Here is a 20,530-nt window from a genome sequence, read left to right on the forward strand (position 1 = left end):
AAACTCTGAATTATTATATCAAAAAAAGAAAAAGTTATAAATGTTTTCAAATTTTTTGCTCAATTTATTTGGATATGCTAAATAATCTTGATATTACTCGACTAAATTTGATACAATTTCAAAAAAACTTAAAGGAGGAGTTATGGCAAAACATACATTTAATGCCGAGGTAACAAAACTACTCCATCTAATGATCCACTCTCTTTACTCAAACAAAGAGATCTTTTTAAGAGAGCTTATATCAAACGCTGCAGATGCTCTGGATAAACTTCATCTTTTGACGCTAACTGATGAAAAGTATAAAGGTTTTGGTTTTGAGCCTAAAATCACAATAACAATAGACGTAATTGAAAAAAGGCTTATTATAAGCGATAACGGTATAGGTATGGATGAAGTAGAACTTGTTGAAAACTTAGGAACTATAGCAAAAAGCGGAACAAAAAGTTTTTTGGAAAATTTAAGCGGGGACATTAAAAAAGACGCCCAGCTAATAGGGCAGTTTGGAGTAGGATTTTATAGTGCCTTTATGGTTGCAGATAAAGTAGAAGTTGTAAGTAAAAAGGCTGGAGATGATAAAACCTGGATCTGGAGAAGCAGTGCAGAAGATGAGTTTGAGATAGATGAGGCTGTTAGAGAGTCTCAAGGAACCGATGTGATACTCTACATCAAAAAAGATAATGAAGAGTTTTTAAACGAATATAGAATCAAAGAGATCGTAAAAAAATATAGCGATCACATCCCTTACAAAATCTTTTTGAAAATTGGCGACAAAGAGGAGCAAATTAACAGAGCCAGCGCATTGTGGAAACTTTCAAAAAACGAAATTAAAGAGGAAGAGTATAAAGAGTTTTACAAAACTATATCTCATGACAATAACGATCCTCTTTATTGGATACATACAAAAGCCGAAGGTACATTAGAATATACTACACTATTTTATATCCCCTCAGTAAGGCCTATAGATCTTTTTAGAGCCGATTATGAACCAGGAGTCAAACTTTACGTAAAAAATGTGTTTATAATGGACGATAAAGAGTTGTTACCAGTTTATTTAAGATTCATTAGAGGTATTATAGATTCTGAAGATCTTCCTTTAAATGTTAGCAGAGAGATGCTACAACATAACACCATATTGGCAAAAATCAAAAAATCTTCAGTAAAAAAGATACTTACGGAGCTTAAAAAACTTAAAAATCACGATAGAGAAAAATATATAAAATTTTGGGAACTATTTGGCAAAGTATTAAAAGAGGGTCTAGTGAGCGATTTTGAAAATAGAGAGACTCTTTTGGAACTAATGCTGTTTAAAACATCAAAAAGTGACGAATATATCGATTTTGAAACATATATTAAAAATATGAAAGAAAATCAAAAGTCTATTTACTATCTCATAGGAGAAAAAGAGCTAAAAGACTCTCCGTTGCTTGATAGATTCAAAAAAGAAGAGATGGAAGTAATACTTTTCAATGATGAAATAGATAGTTTCGTTATCCCTTCAATAACAGAGTATAAAGAGAAAAAATTAAAATCTGTCTCTTCAACCGAAGTTGATGAAGATTTCGAAAACACAAAAATAGATGATGAAAAATATAAAGATTTGATAGAGGCTATAAAAAAACCTTTGAAAGAAAAAGTAAAAGATATAAGAATCACTTCTAGACTAGTAGATAATCCTGCTTGTCTTGTTTTTGATAAAGATGATCCTGAGTTTCAAACATACATAATGTTAAAACAGATGGGACACTTCGATGCCAAAGAGCCTAAAGCGGTTCTTGAGATCAATCCTGAACATGAAGTGTTTACGAAGATGGTTTTAAAAAATGACTACTCTTTAGCAAATGAAGTAGCTGAAGTGATCTATAACGAAGCGAGAGTTTTAGAGGGTATGGAGATAGAAGATGCTGCAAAATTTGCAAAAAGCCTAAATACCATCTTGTCAAAAGCCCTGGAAAAATAGAGATGAAAAATGAGTATCTTTTTGTATACGGAACACTGCAAAGGGAGTTTAACAACCCCTTTGCTAAATTTTTGAGAAAAAATACCGTTTATTTAGGTATAGGATATATTAGAGGGAAAAAATACCAAATAAGCTGGTATCCTGGAGTAAAAAAATCTTTTTTTAAAAAAGACAAAGTATACGGAGAGCTTTACAGAGTCGAAAATCCAAAAAGACTCTTTAAAGTTCTCGATAGATACGAAGATGCTACAATATACAATATCGGAAAGTATGAATATATTAGAAAAAAATGGCCTGTAATCATAAATAATAAATTATACAAAGCTTGGGTATATTTTTATAAAACTTGATTGACTGTGACTAAACTTTTATGATATAATTACAGTAAAATAAATTATAGAGGAGGGCTTCAGTGAATAAGAGTCTATATGAAACATTGGGAGTAAGCCCTGATGCGACACAAGATGAGATAAAAAAAGCATACAGAAAACTTGCTAGAAAATATCATCCTGATATCAACAAATCTCCAGACGCGGAAGAAAAATTCAAAGAGATTAACGCCGCATATGAGATTTTAAGCGACCCTGAGAAAAGAAAGCAGTATGATCAGTACGGTGATGCAATGTTCGGCGGTCAAAACTTCCACGATTTTGCACAGCAAAATTTTCAAGGCGGCGTTGATTTAGATGAGATATTAAGGTCTATTTTCGGTGGCGGTTTTGGCGGTTTTGAAAGTAGAGCAGGAGGTTTTGGTGGTTTTGGCGGTTTTGAAGATTTTGCCACACCAGATCTTGATCTGCATGCTAAAATCACCATTCCTTTTAGAACGGCGGTATTGGGCGGAACTCACTCTATCACCGTAAACGGTGAAACCTTTGATGTTAGAATACCGCCTGGCGTTAAAAATGGAGATACTTTAAGAATTAGGGGAAAGGGTAAGAGTTTCCAAGGAAAACGAGGAGATCTACTTTTAAAAGTAGAGGTGGCCCATGACCCTGAATATGAAAGAGAAGGAGACAACCTTTATAAAACTATAGATATACCTTTAAAAACTGCAATGTTTGGCGGCAAAGTAAAAGTCAATACTCTTGAAAAAGAGATCACTTTGAAAGTTCCTAAAAATACAAAGTGCGGTCAGAAATTTCGCGTCAAGGGTCTTGGTGTATTAAATAGAAAAACTAAAATGAAAGGAGATCTGTACTTAAGAGCAAATATTATTTTGCCAAAAGTAGAAGAGTTAGAACCAGAGCTTGCTAAAATAATGGAAGAGAAACTTCCCGGAGGTGAATAATGTATGGATATGACGAACCGGTTTTTTTGATAAGCGTCGTAGCTAAAGTTTTAAAAATTCATCCGCAAACTTTGAGACAGTATGAAAGAGAAGGGTTAATAACCCCTTCAAGAACCGAAGGCAAAATGAGACTCTACTCTCAAAGAGATATAGATAGAATCAAAATGATTTTGAGGCTTACTAGAGAGCTTGGAGTAAACTTAGCAGGAGTTGATATCATTTTAAGACTTAAAGATCAGATAAATGAAATGGAAAGAGAGATAGAGGAGTTAAAAGAGGAGCTTGCCGAGTGTAAAGCCCAAGGATATGTTCCTAAAAATAGAGCAGTAGTAGCTAGAAAAAACAATTATGAAATTATTATATTTGATGATGAAGAGTAGGGTAGCCTACTCTTTGAGTCTCTCTATATCGGCGCCAAGAATTTTTAATTTTTTCTCCAATGCTTCATATCCTCTATCTAGATGATAAATTCTGTGTACCTTTGTCGTTCCTTTTGCAGTAAGTCCAGCTAAAACCAAAGCGCTACTTGCTCTAAGATCCGTAGCCATAACGTCTGTGCCAAAAAGTTCAGTTGGTCCATTTACGGTAGCGGTATTTCCTTTTAGATGAATATTCGCACCAAATCTCATAAGTTCGCTTACATGCATAAACCTATTTTCAAAGAGTCTTTCTTCTATGATAGATACTCCTTCAGCTTTAAGCGCCAAAGCCATAAATTGAGCCTGCATATCAGTAGGAAAACCGGGATATTCTGAAGTTATAATCTCTACAGGTTTAATTTTTTGGGCAGATTTTATCGTTATTTCCCTTTTCTTTACATCTAAATCGTATCCCATCTGAATCAATTTTGTAATAATCGCATCCATATGGAAAGGTTCGACATCTTTAACGGTGATTTCAGAGTTGGTTATTGCTCCTGCACACAGATAGGTCCCTGCTTCTATACGGTCTGGAATAACTTTGATATCATCAAAACATAAAAGTTCTCCTTCGGTACCTTTGATTTTTATCTCATCAGTTCCAATCCCTTTTATCTCTACGCCTGCGCTTTTTAAAACTTCACAAAGTTGCACCACTTCAGGCTCTTTTGCAGCATTTACGATAGTCGTTTCGCCTTTTGCCAAGGCTGCGGCCATTACAATATTTTCCGTTCCTGTTACGGTAACTTTATCAAATATTATATGAGCGCCCTTTAATCCGTTTTTGGCTTTAGTAATGACATAGCCGTTTTTTATCTCTATAGAAGCCCCCATACTCTCCAATGCTTTTAGATGAAGGTCTATAGGTCTTTGCCCTATGGCGCATCCACCGGGTAAAGAGACTTCGCAATGACCAAATCTTACTAAAAGTGGCCCCAAAACCAATATAGAGGCTCTCATAGTTCTAACGATATCATATATGGCCGTTGTACTGTTTATTGTATTGGTATCTATGATTGCCCTATTTTTTTCAAAACTATATTTTGCACCAAGAATCTCCAAAAGATTTAAAAGAGTCCTTATATCTTTAACATCTGGTAGATTGGAAATTTCTACACTGTTTTTTGCCAAAATTGTTGAGGCTATTAGGGGAAGGGCTGCATTTTTGGCCCCGGATATTTTTACTTTTCCAGAAAGTTTTTTGCCTCCTTCAATTTTTAAAAAATCCATACAAACCCTTTTAAATATTTTGGGTAATTATAACTAAAACATTATTAAAGATATTTATGATATTATTTAATATGTACTTATTTTGGGAGTAAAAATGGACTCAAAAATTGAACGACTAAAAAGATTAACAGAAAAGATTGTCAGTTATGAAATTCTTAGAAAAAGCAATATCGAAAAACTTAAAAAACTTTATATGGAACTTGAGATCAAAGAAAAAGTAGAAGACTTTGAAAAGCTTTTTGATTTTAAAGCTATGAATCTAAGCGGTGTCTCTTTAAGCGAAAATGAGTTAGGAAAAATTAAAGAGGGAAAATATATACAGATAATAGCAATATATAAAAATGATGAAAATAAAATGAAAAATATTAATCTGAAATATTTTGGCAGAGCAGAAAAGGTAGATAAAAAATTTTTAGATAAAATAGTTGAATTTGTAATTAGATGGAGGTTAGAAAAAAGTTTCAAAAATATGGAGCATTATAAAAATCTTATAAAATTGATAGAAGAGGGAAAAGAGTGATAGAAGATAAAATAAAATGGAATAAAAAGTATCAAACACAAAAATATAATACAAATCCATCTGAAATCATAAAAAAGTTTTACTATTTAGCCAAAGAAAAAAAAGCGCTGGACCTAGCTTGCGGAATAGGGCGAAACAGTATATTTCTAGCTTCAAAAGGATTTTATGTAGATGCGGTAGATATTTCCGATGTTGCTTTGAATAAAATAAAAGGATATGAAAATATCAATACTATTGAAGCTGATCTAGATAACTTTTCAATCAAAGAAAATCTTTACGGACTTATTTTGTGTATCAACTTTTTAAATAGGAATATTTTTGAAAAAATGAAAAGAGGATTAAAAGAAGAGGGGATTTTAATATATGAAACTTTTGTATATTCACAAAAAAATGAAGAAAATATGAATAGAGACTATCTTTTAGAAAAAGATGAACTGCTTAGAGCTTTTTTGGATTTTAATATTATTTACTATGAAGAAAAGTTTGTTTTAAATGAAAAAGGAAAAAACGTTTTAAAAGCATATCTTGTTGCTAAAAAAGAAAAATGTTTCCGATAAAACGTCAATTTAAAGTTATACTCTCCCAAAAAAAATCCACATGCTTTTCAAATATAGTGGAAAGCAAGGTAGTCGGTTTGTTGTCAAGTCTCAAAAGAGTAACATGCAATCTATAATAAAACAGAGGTGCAAAAAACTCTTGAGCCATTAACATAGGATCGGAATGTTTTATTAAACCCTCTTGCATCATTACAAAAAAAGCTTCTGAGAGCTTTTTGATATTGTCTTGGTAGAAATATTTCAAAAAAAGCTCTCTAACTTCACTATTTTGCATAAGCTCAAGCAAGATAATTTTAAAAAATTTCTCGTTTTTTACATCAAAAGTAATTAGCTTTATTGATGCTGCATATTCGGATAAAAACCTTTTTCCTCTTTTCGCACTTTCACTTACCGGTTTTCTTTCGAAAAAATCCGCAAAAGGGGAGGAGAAAAGATCCTTCATAATCTCTTTAAAAATCTCTTCTTTATTTTTAAAATGGTTATAGATAGCGCTCTCTCTTATACCTACAGCTTTTGCTATCTTTCTTACAGAGGCTCCTTTATATCCGTAAAGCGAGATGAGCTCAAGTGCTGCATCTAAAATCTTTTCTTTAGTACTTTTTTCACCGTTATTTTTAGAAAAGTTCGACTCCATGGGACCTCCACTCTATTAAATTAACAAACGTTCACCAAGCTCAATTTTATAATTAACAACTGTTCATATAATATTTTTATTTAATTAACATTTGTTCACCATATCGACAAAAGTATATTAACACATGTTAACTTAATTGTTTTTTATACAAATAGTGCAAATAAAAGCACCCAGCTAAAAGTTTGAAAATTATAGTTTTCAATACAAAATTATAAAAATGAAATTAATAGTTAATTTGCTATACTCTTATTGTCAAGTTTTCAATAAAAAATTTCAAGGTGACAAATGAAGTATCCTTTAGATTTCAAGGATAATTTTGAAAAGACTCTTCTTTTTTGGATAGAGAGATTTATAAGATATAAATTAACATCCCTATCGAATCGTCTTGTAAAAGACAAAAATAGTGTTGCTGAAGTTATCAACTCTTTAGTCAAAGGAACATCTTCTATAAATGAACTATCTATTCTTGTTAAAAAAGCAAGAAATGCGGGTTTAAGCGGAATAAATACATACTACAAACCTCTTGAAAAGCTTTACAGTTATCTTACCAAACTAGGACTTGCCTCAATGAAAGAGATAGACGAAGAGATGATAATAGATTTTTTAACCTCTTCAACCGGCGGACTTAGCGATGCTTCTAAAAAAAACCATCGAATAGCTATGATAAACTTTTTTTCATATATAGATAAACAAAATCTTGAGGATGATGGAAGTTCACATGTTTTTGGCATAGAGTTAAAAAATTGGGGCGGACTTAGAGGAAAAGCGGGACAAAAACTTCCTGTATATTTGACGGAAGAAGAGATATCAAGATTTATAAAGGCTATTGAAACCTACCCTTTTAGGTGTGAAGTTGCAGCAAGAAACAGAGCTTTGATAAAAACCATATTGTACACCGGTATAAGAGTTTCAGAAGCAACTAACCTAAAAATTAAAGATATTATCCCAGATAGTGACATATATCTTTTAAAAATTACAGGAAAAGGAAATAAAACAAGAGTAGTTATGATAAAATCTAAGCATATAAAAAAAGATCTAGATGAATGGCTAAGTTTTAGAAATTGTCAAAAAGATCTTCTTTTTTGCAATAAAAAAGGTACTACCCTAACCCAGGCTTACGTAAGCCGGATGGTTGAAAAAATTTTGATAAGTGCAGGTATAAAAAAAGAGAAAAATGGAGCTCATATGTTAAGACATACCTTTGCAACACTTTTATATCTAAAAAGTAAAGATTTGGTTCTGGTTCAAGAGGCTTTGGGTCATGCGAGTCTTGATACTTCAAGAATATATACCCATTTCGATAAGAACAAGCTTTACAAAGCTGCTAGCATAATGGATGATATTAAATAATATGGAGGAAGATATGAAAGAGTGCAGGTCGTTGGAAGAAATTAGAAACGAGATTGACAAAATAGATGAAGAGATAGTAAAACTTATAGCCGAAAGAAGCAGATATGTAAAGCAGGCCGCCAAGTTTAAAGTTAGCGTTGATGAGATAAAAAGTGATGAAAGAATAGACGATGTTTTAAATCACGTAAGACATCTTGCGGCAACTTTGGGAATATCTCCAAACTTAGTGGCCGATATCTTTAAAATCTTAATAAACAAGATGGTTGAGATGGAGATAGAGGAGTTTAAACACGGCGGAGCCTATTGATAGGCTTTTTTTACCGCCAATTTTAATGCAAAAAGTGTCTCACTCCTGTAAAATATAGAGCTATTCCGTGCTCATCGGCAGCTTGTATAACTTCATCATCCCTAATGCTACCGCCAGGCTCTATTATCGCTTTAACTCCTGCTTCTGCTGCGGCATCAACCGAGTCTCTAAAAGGGAAGAAAGCTTCACTAGCCATTGCACTTCCACTAACATCAATACCTAACTCTTCTGCCTTTTTCAAAGCACATTTAGCAGCATCTACCCTACTAGTCATTCCCATACCAACTGCTACCATAGCACCATCTTTGACATAAACTACACAGTTTGATTTTGTGAGTGCTGCGATTTTCCAAGCCATCATCAAATCTTTTTTATCTTCAATAGCAGCTTTACTAACCTGTTTTGCTTCCAATACCTCTTCCTCTTTTATAATATCGGCATCTTGATAAACAAATCCTCCTTCAATATGCTTAAAATCAAACAAATCGCCGCTTATTTCGAGTTTACTTTTACCTAGATCAAAAAGTTTGATTCTTTTTTTGTTTGCAAATACCTCTTTAGCCTCTTCAGTTATGGTTGCGGCTACTAAAACTTCTACGAAGATTTTATTGATCTCTTCTGCTAGCTCTTTCGTTACTACGCCGTTTACGGTAACTACACCTCCAAAAGCGCTTACCGGGTCACACTCTAGCGCTTTTTGCCAAGAAGTTATAAGGTCATCTTTAAGCGCGGCTCCGCATGGGTTACCGTGTTTTACTATAACCACACTACCCTTTCCAAGACTTACCGCAATCTTCATACAGGCGTTTATATCGGTGAGATTGTTAAAACTTGCTTCGCCTTTTAAAACGTTTAAATTAGCGTAAAAGTCTTCAAACTCATATAGTGCTCCTCTTTGGTGAGGATTTTCTCCATATCTAGTGTTGAAAACTTTTTTTCCTACTATAAACTGTTTATCTCCAAAGCTATCATTGAACCTTTTGTTCATATAGTTTGCTATGGTCGCATCGTAGCTTGCAGTATGTTCAAAAGCTTTTATCATCAAATCCCTTCTAAATTCCAAAGAGTTTTTATCGTTTTTTAAGGCATCTATAACTTTGTTATAATCATTAGGATCCGTAACGATAATTACGCTTTCGAAATTTTTTGCAGCACTTCTAACCATAGTCGGCCCGCCAATATCTATATTTTCTATAATCTCTTCAAAATTTTCCGTTCTTTGTATAGTCTCTTTAAAAGGATATAGGTTTACGCATACAATATCTATCGGCTCTATCCCAAGTTTCTTTGCCTCTTGAAAATGATCCACTTTATCTCTTCTAAAAAGTATTCCTCCGTGAATATATGGATTTAGCGTTTTTACTCTCCCGTTAAAACACTCAGGAAAATTTGTAATTTCACTTATTTCCGTTACTTCCAAACCGGCATCTTTTAAAACTCTCCAAGTACCTCCCGTACTTATTATCTCATATCCTAGTTCGATAAGCTCTTTTGCAAATTCAACTATACCCGTTTTATCACTAACACTTAACAATGCTCTCATTAAAATCCTTTAATTGAAAAATTTTTTAATAATTATATCTAGTTTAAGTTAAAGAGGAGTAAAATGAAAAAGATAGTAAGGAATGAAAAAATTTCTATTTAGTCAAATATATGAATAAACATCATTTTTAAATAAAGGGCAAATTATGCATATTGGAATCATCGGTGCCGGCAATGTAGGAGTCGGGGTGGCAGACGCTCTTACTTATCTAGGTATAGGTAAAAAAATAACACTTTATAATAGACATATTGAGAAAGCTTTAGGAGAAATTTGGGATTTAAGTGATGCTACTCCTTTGTTAAGAGGAACAATGGAGTTTGTTGCAACCGATGATTATAATGATTTGAGTAATTGCGAAATTATTGTCATTACCGCCGGAATTAAACAAAAAAAAGGACAAAACAGACTTGAACTTCTTGGCGAAAATTATAAAATCGTTAAAAATATAATCGAAAATTTGGATAGAGTAAACCTAGAAGCAAAAATTATAATAGTAACCAATCCGGTAGATATACTTACAAAAATAGCCATAAAAATATCAAAAAGAGATAAAAACTATATTTTTGGAAGTGGAACAGTTCTTGATAGTATAAGATTTAGAGAAGCTATAGGTGAAAAGATAAAGGTAAATAGAAGAAATATATATGCTTATATAATAGGTGAACACGGTGACAGTGAATTTCCATTATGGTCGGCTTGTCGTATTGGTCCCGTAGAACTTGATAGCTTTGATATTGAAAATCTAGAAGAATTCAAAAAAGAGATATCAGATAAAGTTAGACAAAGAGCTTATGAGATCATAAAAAAGAAGGGGTTTACAAAACAAGCTATAGTAACTTCGGTAGCGCTTCTGGTTAAATCGATAATATTTAACGAAAAGGGAGTTTATACGGTTTCTGTGCCGATAAACGATATATGGATGTATTAAATGCGATGTTTGTTTATCTATTCCTTGCATTATAGGTAAAAATGGGATAGAAAAAAAACTATCGATTAAATGTACTGAAGAAGAGTATAAAAGTTTAAAAAAGAGTGCCGAGAAACTTGATAACGTTTATAAACAATTGGGTATTTAAAGGTGATTAAATATGAGAAAAAAAATAGAAAATATTAAATTTCCTTGGCAAACACCTAAGCCTTCTGAAGAAGACCCAAAATCTTTAGAACTTGTTAACAAGATTATGAATAGTCCTTCTTATAAACTTTCGATTGAAGATATAGAATTTTTAAAATCGGACGATACTAGAGGCTTGAGACTACAACTAGACTATCTAAAGCCTGAATTAGCTATGAAAAAGTATGGTATAAAGCATACTATAGTGGTTTTTGGAAGTGCGAGAATAAAAGAGTCTAAAACAGCATTAAAAGAGCTTGAGAAAATAAAAAGACTCTTAGATAAAAATCCTGATTCAAAAAGTTTGTTAAAACGGCTGAGAATTATCGAAAAAATGGTTGAAAAAAGTATCTATTATGAAGAGGCTAGAGAATTTGGAAGACTAGTTGGAAAAGCTGGGAAAGGACCTAAAGACAATACCGTTACTTTAATGACCGGAGGAGGTCCGGGAATTATGGAAGCCGCCAATAGAGGAGCTTATGACGTAGGTGCAATAAGTATAGGACTAAATATTCAACTACCACATGAGCAGTTTCCAAATCCTTACATAACTCCGGATCTATGTTTTCAATTTCACTACTTTGCTATTAGAAAACTTCACTTTTTACATAGAGCCTGTGCTTTGGTTGTTTTTCCGGGAGGCTATGGAACTTTAGATGAACTTTTTGAAACGCTTACTCTGATACAAACGGGAAAAAACAGGTCTATACCCGTAGTTCTTATAGGAAAAGAGTACTGGAGCAAACTAATAGACTTTAAAGTATTGGTTGAAGAAGGTACGATAGATCCTGAAGAACTTAAGATTTTCACTTTTAAAGAGAATGCAAAAGATGCTTGGGAGCATATTATAGGGTGGTATAAAAAAAGAGGTATTTCACTATTTGATAAAAAGGAATAGCAATGAGCGAATTTATAAAATGGTTTAAAGATTTAAGCATCGAAGATATCTCAGAAGTTGGTGGGAAAAACGCTAGTTTAGGTGAGATGTACAATAATTTAACAAAGTTAGGAGTAAATATTCCCAACGGATTTGCCGTAACCGCTTCTGCTTACAAATATTTTTTTACGAAGAACGGATTATGGAAACCTTTAAAAGAACTTTTTAAAGATTTTGAAGCGGAAAATATAGACGAATTAAAAAGAGTTGGCAAGATTGCACGAGAGCTTATTATGAAAGCTAAAATTCCGGACGACTTAAAAAAAGATATTTTACAAGGGTATAAAAGTTTAAAAAAAGAGTATGGAGAGGGAGTCAGTTTGGCGGTTAGAAGTTCTGCTACCGCTGAGGACTCCCCTACTGCCTCTTTTGCAGGACAAAACGAGTCATATCTAAATATCAAAGGCGAGGAAAATTTGCTTCAGGCATATAAGATGTGTCTAAGCTCAAACTTTACGGACAGAAGCATTAGTTATAAATATTCTCACGGATTCGATCCCTTAAAAGTATACCTTTCGGTTGTTATAATGAAAATGGTAAGAAGCGATATGGCAAGTAGCGGAGTTATGTTTTCTATCGATACCGAAAATGGATTTAAAGATGTTATATTTATAAATTCGGCTTGGGGTTTGGGTGAAAATATAGTTCAAGGCACTATTGAACCAGATAGTTTTTATGTACATAAACCGACTTTGAAGCAAGGTTATAGAGCAGTTTTAAAAAGAAAGTTGGGAAATAAAGAGAAAATGATGATATTTAGTAAAACGTTACATAAAGCTATTCTTGCTGAACAATTTACAAAAAACATAAAAACGCCAATTGAAAAAAGATTAAAATACTCTTTAAGTGATGAAGAAGTTCTAAAACTTGCGGATTGGGCTGTAAAGATTGAAGAGCATTACGGTAAAATCTATAAACAGTATATGCCTATGGATATGGAGTGGGCAAAAGACGGTATAGACGGGGAACTATATATTGTTCAGGCTAGACCTGAAACCGTACACTCTCAAGAGAAAGCGTCATACTTTGAAATATACAGACTTTTGGAAAAATCAAATATTTTACTTACTGGCAATGCGGTTGGTGAAAAGATAGGTTCCGGTAAAGTGAAAATTTTACGCTCAATGGCGGAGTCGGAAAAATTTAAAAAGGGAGACGTTTTAGTCGCACCTACTACTAGTCCCGACTGGGAACCTGTTATGAAAATAGCAAGCGCCATTATAACAGAAACTGGAGGAAGAACCTGTCATGCGGCTATAGTAAGTAGAGAACTTGGCAAACCTGCGATTGTGGGAGCAAAAAACTCTACTAAGATTTTAAAAGAGAACCAAGAGGTAACGGTTAGTTGTGCCGAAGGAGAGATTGGAAAAGTATATGACGGGATTTTAAAATTTGAAATAGAAAAAGTTGATGTTTCCAAGCTTCCAAAACCTAAAACAAAAATTATGATGAATCTAGGCAATCCGGAGTTGGCTTTTTCTTTAGCAAAACTTCCAGTTGACGGTATAGGGTTGGCTAGAATGGAGTTTATTATAAGCAACTACATAAAAGCGCATCCGATGGCCATTAAACATCCGGAACTTTTAAGCGATACCGAAAGAGCCCTGTTGGACGAACTATCTTTTCCATTTGACGGAGATATGGAAGAGTTTTTTATCAAGACTCTAAGCGAAGGGGTAGCTACTATAGCTTCTTCTGTGTATCCCAAAAAATGTATAGTTAGAATGAGCGATTTTAAAAGTAATGAATACGCAAATCTTTTAGGAGGTAGACATTTTGAACCAATAGAAGAGAATCCTATGTTAGGATTTAGAGGTGCCGCTAGATATACGCATCCAAACTATGCGGAAGGTTTTGAACTAGAGTGTAAAGCCATGAAAAGAGCAATCGAAGTAATGGGATTTGACAATATCTATCTTATGATTCCATTTTGTAGAAGAATTGAAGAGGCAAAAAGAGTAAAAGAGGCTTTGGCAAAAAATGGTTTAGGGGATGTAAGTGTATATATGATGTGTGAAATTCCAAATAATGTAATATTAGTTGATGAGTTTTTGAAAGTTTTTGACGGTATAAGTATTGGTACCAACGATTTGACTCAACTTACTTTAGGAGTCGATAGAGACAGTGAAATAGTATCATTTGATTATGATGAAAGAGATGAAGGGGTTAAAAGGATGGTAAAAATGGCGGTAGAGGGCGCCAAAAGAAATAACAAATATTCCGGACTTTGTGGTCAAGCTCCAAGCGACTATCCGGAGTTTGCCGCTTTTTTAGTTAAAATTGGAATAGAAAGTATAAGTTTAAATCCCGATAGCGTACTAAAAACTATTAAAGATATCTCAAAATTGGAGGAGTAATGAAACTAATACTTCTAAGACACGGACAAAGCCAGTGGAACGCTAAAAATCTTTTTACTGGTTGGATTGACGTAGATTTAAGTGAAAAGGGGAAAAATGAGGCAAAAAGAGCCGGCGAGCTTCTAAAAGAGGCATCTCTTTTTCCCAATATATGTTATACATCATATCTCAAAAGAGCTATTCATACCGCACAGATTGCTTTAAATTTACTTAATTGGGAACATATAGACATTATTAAAAGTTGGAAGCTAAACGAAAGACATTACGGAAACTGGCAAGGAAAAAATAAAGATGAAGTAAAAGCAGAATATGGAGAAGAGCTTTTTATGGCCGTTAGGAGAGGTTATGATACTCCACCACCTCCAATAGAGCCAACCGATGAAGATTATGAAAAAAGACTTCCGGTAGATAAAAAGTATGAAAATATAGGTTATCATCCAAAAAGCGAATCGTTAAAAGATACTAGAGAAAGAGTTGTAGAGTACTTTTTTGAAGAGATTGTTCCGTCGTTGTTGGTTTATGATAGCGTAATGATAGCCGCTCACGGAAACTCACTAAGAGCTTTGATAATGTTTTTGGAAAAAATAGAACCGCAAGAAGTATCAAAAATAGAGATTCCAACGGGAGTTCCTATTGTTTACGAACTGGATAGTGAATTGAAAATTAAAGATAAAAAGGTTTATATAGATTAAAGTGTTGGTGTTAAAGTTGTATATTGGTATATTGGGAAAAATAAAAAAACCAATAACCAAACCACCTATACATAAATATACCATTACACTTTTTTCCAATATCCAATGTCTTATGTCCAACTTCTAAAGGAAATATCATGGTTACAGTTACTTCCCATGGTGCGGCAAAAACCGTTACCGGCTCATGCCATTTAATGGAGTTTGAAAACGGTTTAAAAGTTTTAATCGATTGTGGTATGTATCAAGGAGCAGAAGAAGATAAAAACTATGAACCTTTCGGCTTTGATCCTAGAAAAATAGATTATCTGCTTTTAACTCACGGACATTTAGATCATGTTGGGCGTATTCCTCTTTTAGTAAAACAGGGTTTTAAAGGTATTATCGTAGCGACCTCGGCGACGTTTGATCTTGCAAAAATAGTTCTTTTAGATAGTGCGAAACTTATGGAAGAGGAGTATAAAACCAGATTCAAAAAAGCGCAAAGAAAAGGCAAAGAAAGAGAGGTTAAAAAACCTTTATATACGATAAAAGATGTAAAATCTGTTTTTAAACAAAAAAAAATAAAAGTAAAATATGAAAAAAAAATAGAAATATCAAAAAATGTCATAGCCGTTTTTAAAGATGCCGGACATATTATAGGTTCCGCTTTTATCGAAATCGTATATTTTAAACATAATGCTAAAAAAAGAGTCATTTTTAGCGGAGACTTAGGCAATAGATATAACAATGTCCTACCCTCGCCCGCAAAACCGAAAGCGGCGCAAACAGTATTTATAGAGTCCACTTATGGAGATAGATGTCATAGAACATATGAAGATAGTGTCGATGAGTTTAAAAATGCTGTAATCGAAACTATATCAAATAAAGGAAACGTTTTAATCCCCTCTTTTGCTATAGAACGTACTCAACAGATTTTAGCTATTTTTAAAGAGATGGAAATAAAAAGAGAACTTCCTAGTAACGCCAAAGTTTTTTTAGATAGTCCTATGGCTATAAAAGCTACTAAAATCTATAAAAGATACAAACACTTACTTTCAAACCGTTACAAAAAGTTTGGTAATCCATTTAGTTTTTCACAATTAAGACTCGTAACAAACATAGAAAATTCAAAAAAGATAAACGATTTAAAATGGGGAAACATCATCATAGCCGGAAGCGGTATGTGTAACGGAGGCAGAATCTTACACCATTTAAAACATAGACTTTGGAATGAAAAAAATAGCGTAATTTTTGTAGGATTTCAAGCAAAAGGTACGCTTGGACGCGAGATTGTTGATGGGGCAAAAACTGTAAAAATATTTGATGAAGATATTATAGTAAGGGCAAAAATATATACTATAAACGGTTTTTCAGCACATGCAGATCAAAAAGAGCTTTTAGAGTGGATAGAAAAGATCGACAACTTAAAAAATATATTTTTAATTCATGGGGAAGAGAATAAGCAAACTATTTTTAAAAAAGCTATTGAAAACTATACTGGATTGAACGCTCATATAGTAGAACCTAACGAAAAAATATTTATATAAAAGGCTATTTTTTATGAAAGAGTATGAAGTTTACGAGTTTTTGAAAAGTTACGGTATAAAGACTCCGCAATACAAAATATTCGATATCGATAAAAAACTCTTTTTCAACAAATTTCCGGCTGTTTTGAAAATATTATCAAAAAAGGTAGTACATAAAAGTGACGTGGGTGGTATAAGAGTCGGCATTGATAGTAATGAAGAGTTGCAACAAGCTAGAAATGAGATGGTTTTATCTCTTCAAAAAAACGGTATTTTTCTAGATTCGGAAGATAAATTTATTGTCCAAGAAACAGTACGGGGTGAAGAGTTTTATATAGGAGGCGTATATGATGATATATTTGAAGAGGTTTTGCTTTTTGGAAAAGGTGGAACACTTATAGAGATAGAAAAAGATGTTTGCTATATAGATACCGCATCTGAAGAAAGCGAGATCTTAAAAAGCTTTAATACTACAAAAATCTCTAAAATTTTTCCAAATTTCAGAGGCAAAGAGTATAAAATCGAATATGTTTTAGAGGTTATTAAGAAGTTTCAAAAACTGTTTTTAAAAGAAGATATAACCGAATTTGATATAAATCCATTGATATATACCGATAACGGTTTTATAGCTGTAGATGCTAGGATGAGATTTGGTAAACCTGACAAAAAAAGGAAAAAAGTTCGAAAATATGATATTTTTCAAAACAAAAAGATTGCAATTTTTGGAGCAACTGACAAAAAAGAGAAAGTTGGCTACGCAATTGCCAAAAACTCTCTAAAAAGTAGTTGCGATATATACTTTGTAAATCCAAGATTAAAATCTCTTTTTGACAAAAAAGTTTACACAAGTGTGGAAGAACTCCCAAATATTGATACTGCAATCATAGCGATACCTTCGCATTTGGTACTTGAACTTGTCATGAAACTTGCAAAAAAAAGGGTTCAAAATATTATAATTATCTCTGCGGGTTTTAAAGAGAGCGGGAATAAAGAGTTAGAAGAGAAGATAAAAAAAGTCGCCGATGATTTCGGACTAAACGTTATAGGCCCAAACTGCTTGGGTATTTACGACGCCTCCAAAAATCTAAATCTTACTTTCGCAACGGACAATATTTTAGCCGGGGATATTGCTCTTATCTCTCAATCGGGAGCCGTTTTAAGCGCACTGTTAGATAAAGCATATTCACACTCTATCGGTTTTTCTCATATACTCTCTTTAGGAAATATGGTTGACTTTGATTTTACGGATGCCGTAAGAAATCTTCAAAACAAAAATGAGTGTAAGTTTATCAATATTTATGCGGAAGGTCTTCAAGATGGCAAAGAGTTTTTAAAAGCTATAAGAGAGAGTAAAAAAACCGTTTTTATCTACAAAACCGGAAAATCAGCTGAGGCGAAAAGAGCGGCTTTCAGCCATACGGGTAATATAAGTGGCGATTATGAGATGTTAAAGAGTCTTTGCTATGCGGCAGGTGCTGTTATAAAAGATGACATCGAAGAACTTGTCTTTTCACCTAAATTTCAAAATTTTGATGAGGTACTCATCATCACTAATGCTGGAGGTCCTGGAACTATTTTAACCGATATTGTCACTCAAAGTGGAAAGAAACTTTATAACTTAAAAAAACATGAGATAGAAATGCTAAACAAAGTATTGCCAGATACCTGGTCAAAAAACAATCCGGTAGATATTATCGGCGATGCAACTTCTGATAGATATCAAAAAACATTAGAGATACTTTACAATGAAAAGCTTTTAATATTTGTAGTCGTTACCCCTCAGTATATGACAGATTCGTTAAATATAGCCAAAATTGTAGCTGGTTATAAAAACATCGTTCCCGTATTTTTCGGTGAAGAAAACTTTAAAGATGTTTTTGAGTATTTTAAAAAAGATGGAATTCTCTATTTTAACGATTTGGAAAATATCAAAAACATACTTTAACCCAGGTTTGTAAAAGAATATCTCTTTTTTCATTTATATTTGAGATTTATACGGCGAGCGCCAATACGATAAATCTATCTTAAAACCTGAATTTAATAAAAGTATTGGTAAAATTTTAAAAATTTATAAATTTTAAAAATGTAGGAGTCTTAATGAAAAAAGTAGCGATAAACGGTCTTGGAAGAATAGGAAAGATGGTTCTTTGGCACTATGTAACAAACAAGCCTGAAAACGTTGAGATAGTTATAGCAAACGGAGGAAGCGGAACTCCTGAAGATTTGGCGTATATGCTTGAGTTTGACTCAGTTCACGGTAGATTTCCGGCAGCCGTTGAGTATGATGACAACTCTTTAACAGTTGGCGGACAAAAAATCGAAATAGTTGACGAAAGAGACCCATCTAAGCTTCCTTGGAAAGAAAAAGGTATAGATATAGTTCTTGAGTGTACAGGAAAATTTACTAAAGGGGCAGATGCTGCAAAACATATAGAAGCTGGTGCTAAAAAAGTTCTTATTTCAGCTCCCGGAAAAGAAGTAGATTTAACCGTAGTAATGGGAGTAAATCATGACTGGTATAAACCAGAGGAACACCATATAATCTCAAATGCAAGTTGTACAACAAACTCTTTGGCTCCAGCTATGAAAGTTTTGGAAGAGATATTTGGCGTGGAGTATGCTTCAGTTACGACAGTTCACGCTTATACCTCCAGCCAGGTAACGATCGATAGGAAAAAACCCGGAAAACATAGACGAGGTCGTGCCGCGGCGGTAAATATCATCCCAACAACAACAGGAGCTGCAACTGCAACAACAAAAGTTATTCCTTCCTTGGAAGGTAAAATGAACGCTATGGCTTTAAGAGTCCCAGTTCCAGACGGAGCAATAACTGAAATAGTCGCAAATCTAAAAAAAGAGGTTAGCGCTCAAGAGGTAAACAAAGCCTTTGAAGAGGCAATGCAAGGAGAGCTTAAAGATATTTTAGAAATAACCTATAAAGAGGTAGTTTCTACTGACATACTTGGAAATCCACACTCTTCAATCATTGATGGATTATCTACTCAGGTAATCGGCGATAAAATGGTGAAAGTTCTTGCTTGGTATGATAACGAGTTTGGGTATGCAAAAAGACTTCTTGAGCTAGCAAGTATGGTAGCTTCAAAGATGTGATATGAATATCGCTATCATGGCTAGTGGCGGGGACTGTTCGGGTATGAATCCCGCTACTAAAAGATTTGTAGAGTACTCCATCCAAAACGGTATAACTCCATATTTTATCTATGAAGGTCTAGAAGGCCTGATAGATAGCAAGATAAAAAAAGCTACCTTTACAGATGTTTCCGGTATCATTTACCGTGGCGGAACGATTATCCGTTCCTCTCGCTCAAAAAAGTTTTATGAAAAAAAATATCGTCAAATTGCATACGAAAATCTAAAAAAACACTCTATAGAGACTGTTATAGTTTTGGGAGGTGATGGAAGTTTCAGGGCTTTTGAGATTTTTATCAATGAATTTGGAGTAAATTTTATAGGAATACCGGCAACTATTGACAATGATATCTATGGTACCGAATATTGTCTCGGAGTTGATACGGCTTTAAATATTATAAGAGGCGCAGTAGATGATATAAGAGATACCGCAAGCAGTTTCAACAGAGCTTTTGTTATAGAGACAATGGGTAGAGAGTGTGGATATCTTGCCCTTATAACTGCACTTACAAGTGGAGCTGAGATGTGTTTAATACCCGAAGCGTCTTATAATCTTGATAGTTTAAAAAAGAAGTTTTTAAAACAGATTGATGAAGGAAGAAGATATTTTATAGCAATAGTATCAGAAGGTTTGAAAATAAGTGAGGAGATAAAAGAGTGGTTTGAAAATGAAATCGGGTTTGAGAGCCGTTTGACAGTTCTTGGTCATATCCAAAGAGGCGGAAACCCTACGGTGTTTGATAGGTTTACGGCTTTTGAATTCGTTACATTTGCTATAGATTTGGCTTTAAAAGGTGAAAAAAACAAAATCGTAGTTTATAAAAACTCAAAGTTTGAAAGCATCGACTCAAAAATTGCTACTTCAAATATCTATAAAATAGACGAAAAATTGATTGGACTAGCAAAAGAGATGATGGAGTAGATTTTTCAAAAACTCTATATTATCTATCAAAAGTATTTAGTAATA

At 33.5% G+C, this 20,530-nt stretch carries 19 protein-coding genes; 16 read left to right on the forward strand and 3 right to left on the reverse strand.

Annotated features, from left to right (window positions below):
- Positions 1 to 142: 142 nt before the first annotated feature.
- From htpG to NIL_RS04865, 4 genes are all read left to right on the forward strand, one after another.
- Positions 143 to 1,957, forward strand: coding sequence for a molecular chaperone HtpG (gene htpG / locus NIL_RS04850; protein WP_187648478.1), 1,815 nt, complete (start codon positions 143 to 145; stop codon positions 1,955 to 1,957).
- Positions 1,958 to 1,959: 2 nt separating this feature from the next.
- A complete protein-coding gene (locus tag NIL_RS04855) occupies positions 1,960 to 2,307 on the forward strand; it encodes a gamma-glutamylcyclotransferase family protein (RefSeq protein WP_187648479.1) in 348 nt (115 codons plus the stop codon).
- A 62-nt stretch (positions 2,308 to 2,369) separates the two neighbouring features.
- Positions 2,370 to 3,248 carry a DnaJ C-terminal domain-containing protein gene (locus NIL_RS04860; RefSeq protein WP_187648480.1) on the forward strand — a complete coding sequence of 293 codons (879 nt, stop codon included), beginning with the start codon at positions 2,370 to 2,372 and terminating at the stop codon, positions 3,246 to 3,248.
- Positions 3,248 to 3,628 carry a heat shock protein transcriptional repressor HspR gene (locus NIL_RS04865; protein ID WP_197972139.1) on the forward strand — a complete coding sequence of 127 codons (381 nt, stop codon included), beginning with the start codon at positions 3,248 to 3,250 and terminating at the stop codon, positions 3,626 to 3,628. The genes NIL_RS04860 and NIL_RS04865 overlap by 1 nt, the downstream gene beginning before the upstream one ends.
- A 6-nt stretch (positions 3,629 to 3,634) precedes the next feature.
- On the opposite strand, the gene murA is transcribed toward NIL_RS04865, so the two are convergent.
- A complete protein-coding gene (gene murA / locus NIL_RS04870) occupies positions 3,635 to 4,897 on the reverse strand; it encodes a UDP-N-acetylglucosamine 1-carboxyvinyltransferase (protein ID WP_187648481.1) in 1,263 nt (420 codons plus the stop codon).
- A 94-nt stretch (positions 4,898 to 4,991) separates the two neighbouring features.
- Here murA and NIL_RS04875 point away from each other — a divergent pair, with 94 nt between their 5' ends.
- Positions 4,992 to 5,417: a hypothetical protein gene (locus tag NIL_RS04875; protein WP_187648482.1), complete on the forward strand. Its 426-nt coding sequence runs from the start codon at positions 4,992 to 4,994 to the stop codon at positions 5,415 to 5,417.
- Positions 5,414 to 5,974, forward strand: a complete 561-nt coding sequence (locus NIL_RS04880; protein WP_187648483.1) for a class I SAM-dependent methyltransferase — start codon at positions 5,414 to 5,416, stop codon at positions 5,972 to 5,974. Before NIL_RS04875 ends, NIL_RS04880 begins: the two co-directional genes overlap by 4 nt.
- 4 nt (positions 5,975 to 5,978) lie before the next feature.
- Here NIL_RS04880 and NIL_RS04885 read toward each other — a convergent pair whose 3' ends face one another.
- Positions 5,979 to 6,608: a TetR/AcrR family transcriptional regulator gene (locus tag NIL_RS04885; RefSeq protein ID WP_187648484.1), complete on the reverse strand. Its 630-nt coding sequence runs from the start codon at positions 6,606 to 6,608 to the stop codon at positions 5,979 to 5,981.
- A 285-nt stretch (positions 6,609 to 6,893) separates the two neighbouring features.
- Between NIL_RS04885 and NIL_RS04890 the strand changes: the two genes are divergently transcribed.
- On the forward strand, positions 6,894 to 7,958 hold the full coding sequence (locus NIL_RS04890) for a tyrosine-type recombinase/integrase (protein ID WP_187648485.1): 1,065 nt from the start codon (positions 6,894 to 6,896) through the stop codon (positions 7,956 to 7,958).
- A 13-nt stretch (positions 7,959 to 7,971) separates the two neighbouring features.
- Positions 7,972 to 8,265, forward strand: coding sequence for a chorismate mutase (locus NIL_RS04895; protein WP_187648486.1), 294 nt, complete (start codon positions 7,972 to 7,974; stop codon positions 8,263 to 8,265).
- A 22-nt stretch (positions 8,266 to 8,287) separates the two neighbouring features.
- On the opposite strand, the gene purH is transcribed toward NIL_RS04895, so the two are convergent.
- Positions 8,288 to 9,808, reverse strand: a complete 1,521-nt coding sequence (purH, locus tag NIL_RS04900; protein ID WP_187648487.1) for a bifunctional phosphoribosylaminoimidazolecarboxamide formyltransferase/IMP cyclohydrolase — start codon at positions 9,806 to 9,808, stop codon at positions 8,288 to 8,290.
- A 145-nt stretch (positions 9,809 to 9,953) separates the two neighbouring features.
- Here purH and NIL_RS04905 point away from each other — a divergent pair, with 145 nt between their 5' ends.
- The 8 genes from NIL_RS04905 (at position 9,954) to NIL_RS04940 (ending at position 20,485) form a co-directional block, all read left to right on the forward strand.
- On the forward strand, positions 9,954 to 10,736 hold the full coding sequence (locus NIL_RS04905) for a malate dehydrogenase (RefSeq protein WP_187648488.1): 783 nt from the start codon (positions 9,954 to 9,956) through the stop codon (positions 10,734 to 10,736).
- Positions 10,737 to 10,896: 160 nt separating this feature from the next.
- Positions 10,897 to 11,820, forward strand: a complete 924-nt coding sequence (locus NIL_RS04910; RefSeq protein ID WP_187648489.1) for an LOG family protein — start codon at positions 10,897 to 10,899, stop codon at positions 11,818 to 11,820.
- A gap of 2 nt (positions 11,821 to 11,822) precedes the next feature.
- Complete coding sequence (gene ppsA, locus NIL_RS04915) at positions 11,823 to 14,216, forward strand: phosphoenolpyruvate synthase (RefSeq protein ID WP_187648490.1); 2,394 nt, start codon at positions 11,823 to 11,825, stop codon at positions 14,214 to 14,216.
- Complete coding sequence (locus NIL_RS04920; RefSeq protein ID WP_187648491.1) at positions 14,216 to 14,908, forward strand: 2,3-bisphosphoglycerate-dependent phosphoglycerate mutase; 693 nt, start codon at positions 14,216 to 14,218, stop codon at positions 14,906 to 14,908. Before ppsA ends, NIL_RS04920 begins: the two co-directional genes overlap by 1 nt.
- A 137-nt stretch (positions 14,909 to 15,045) precedes the next feature.
- Positions 15,046 to 16,434, forward strand: a complete 1,389-nt coding sequence (locus NIL_RS04925; RefSeq protein WP_187648492.1) for an MBL fold metallo-hydrolase RNA specificity domain-containing protein — start codon at positions 15,046 to 15,048, stop codon at positions 16,432 to 16,434.
- A 13-nt stretch (positions 16,435 to 16,447) separates the two neighbouring features.
- On the forward strand, positions 16,448 to 18,358 hold the full coding sequence (locus NIL_RS04930; protein WP_187648493.1) for an acetate--CoA ligase family protein: 1,911 nt from the start codon (positions 16,448 to 16,450) through the stop codon (positions 18,356 to 18,358).
- Between the two features lie 152 nt (positions 18,359 to 18,510).
- Positions 18,511 to 19,524, forward strand: a complete 1,014-nt coding sequence (gene gap, locus NIL_RS04935; protein ID WP_187648494.1) for a type I glyceraldehyde-3-phosphate dehydrogenase — start codon at positions 18,511 to 18,513, stop codon at positions 19,522 to 19,524.
- Position 19,525: 1 nt separating this feature from the next.
- Positions 19,526 to 20,485, forward strand: a complete 960-nt coding sequence (locus tag NIL_RS04940) for a 6-phosphofructokinase (protein ID WP_187648495.1) — start codon at positions 19,526 to 19,528, stop codon at positions 20,483 to 20,485.
- Positions 20,486 to 20,530 lie beyond the last annotated feature (45 nt).

Origin of the sequence: Nitrosophilus labii (genome assembly GCF_014466985.1) — a bacterium.
GTDB lineage: Bacteria > Campylobacterota > Campylobacteria > Campylobacterales > Nitratiruptoraceae > Nitrosophilus_A > Nitrosophilus_A labii.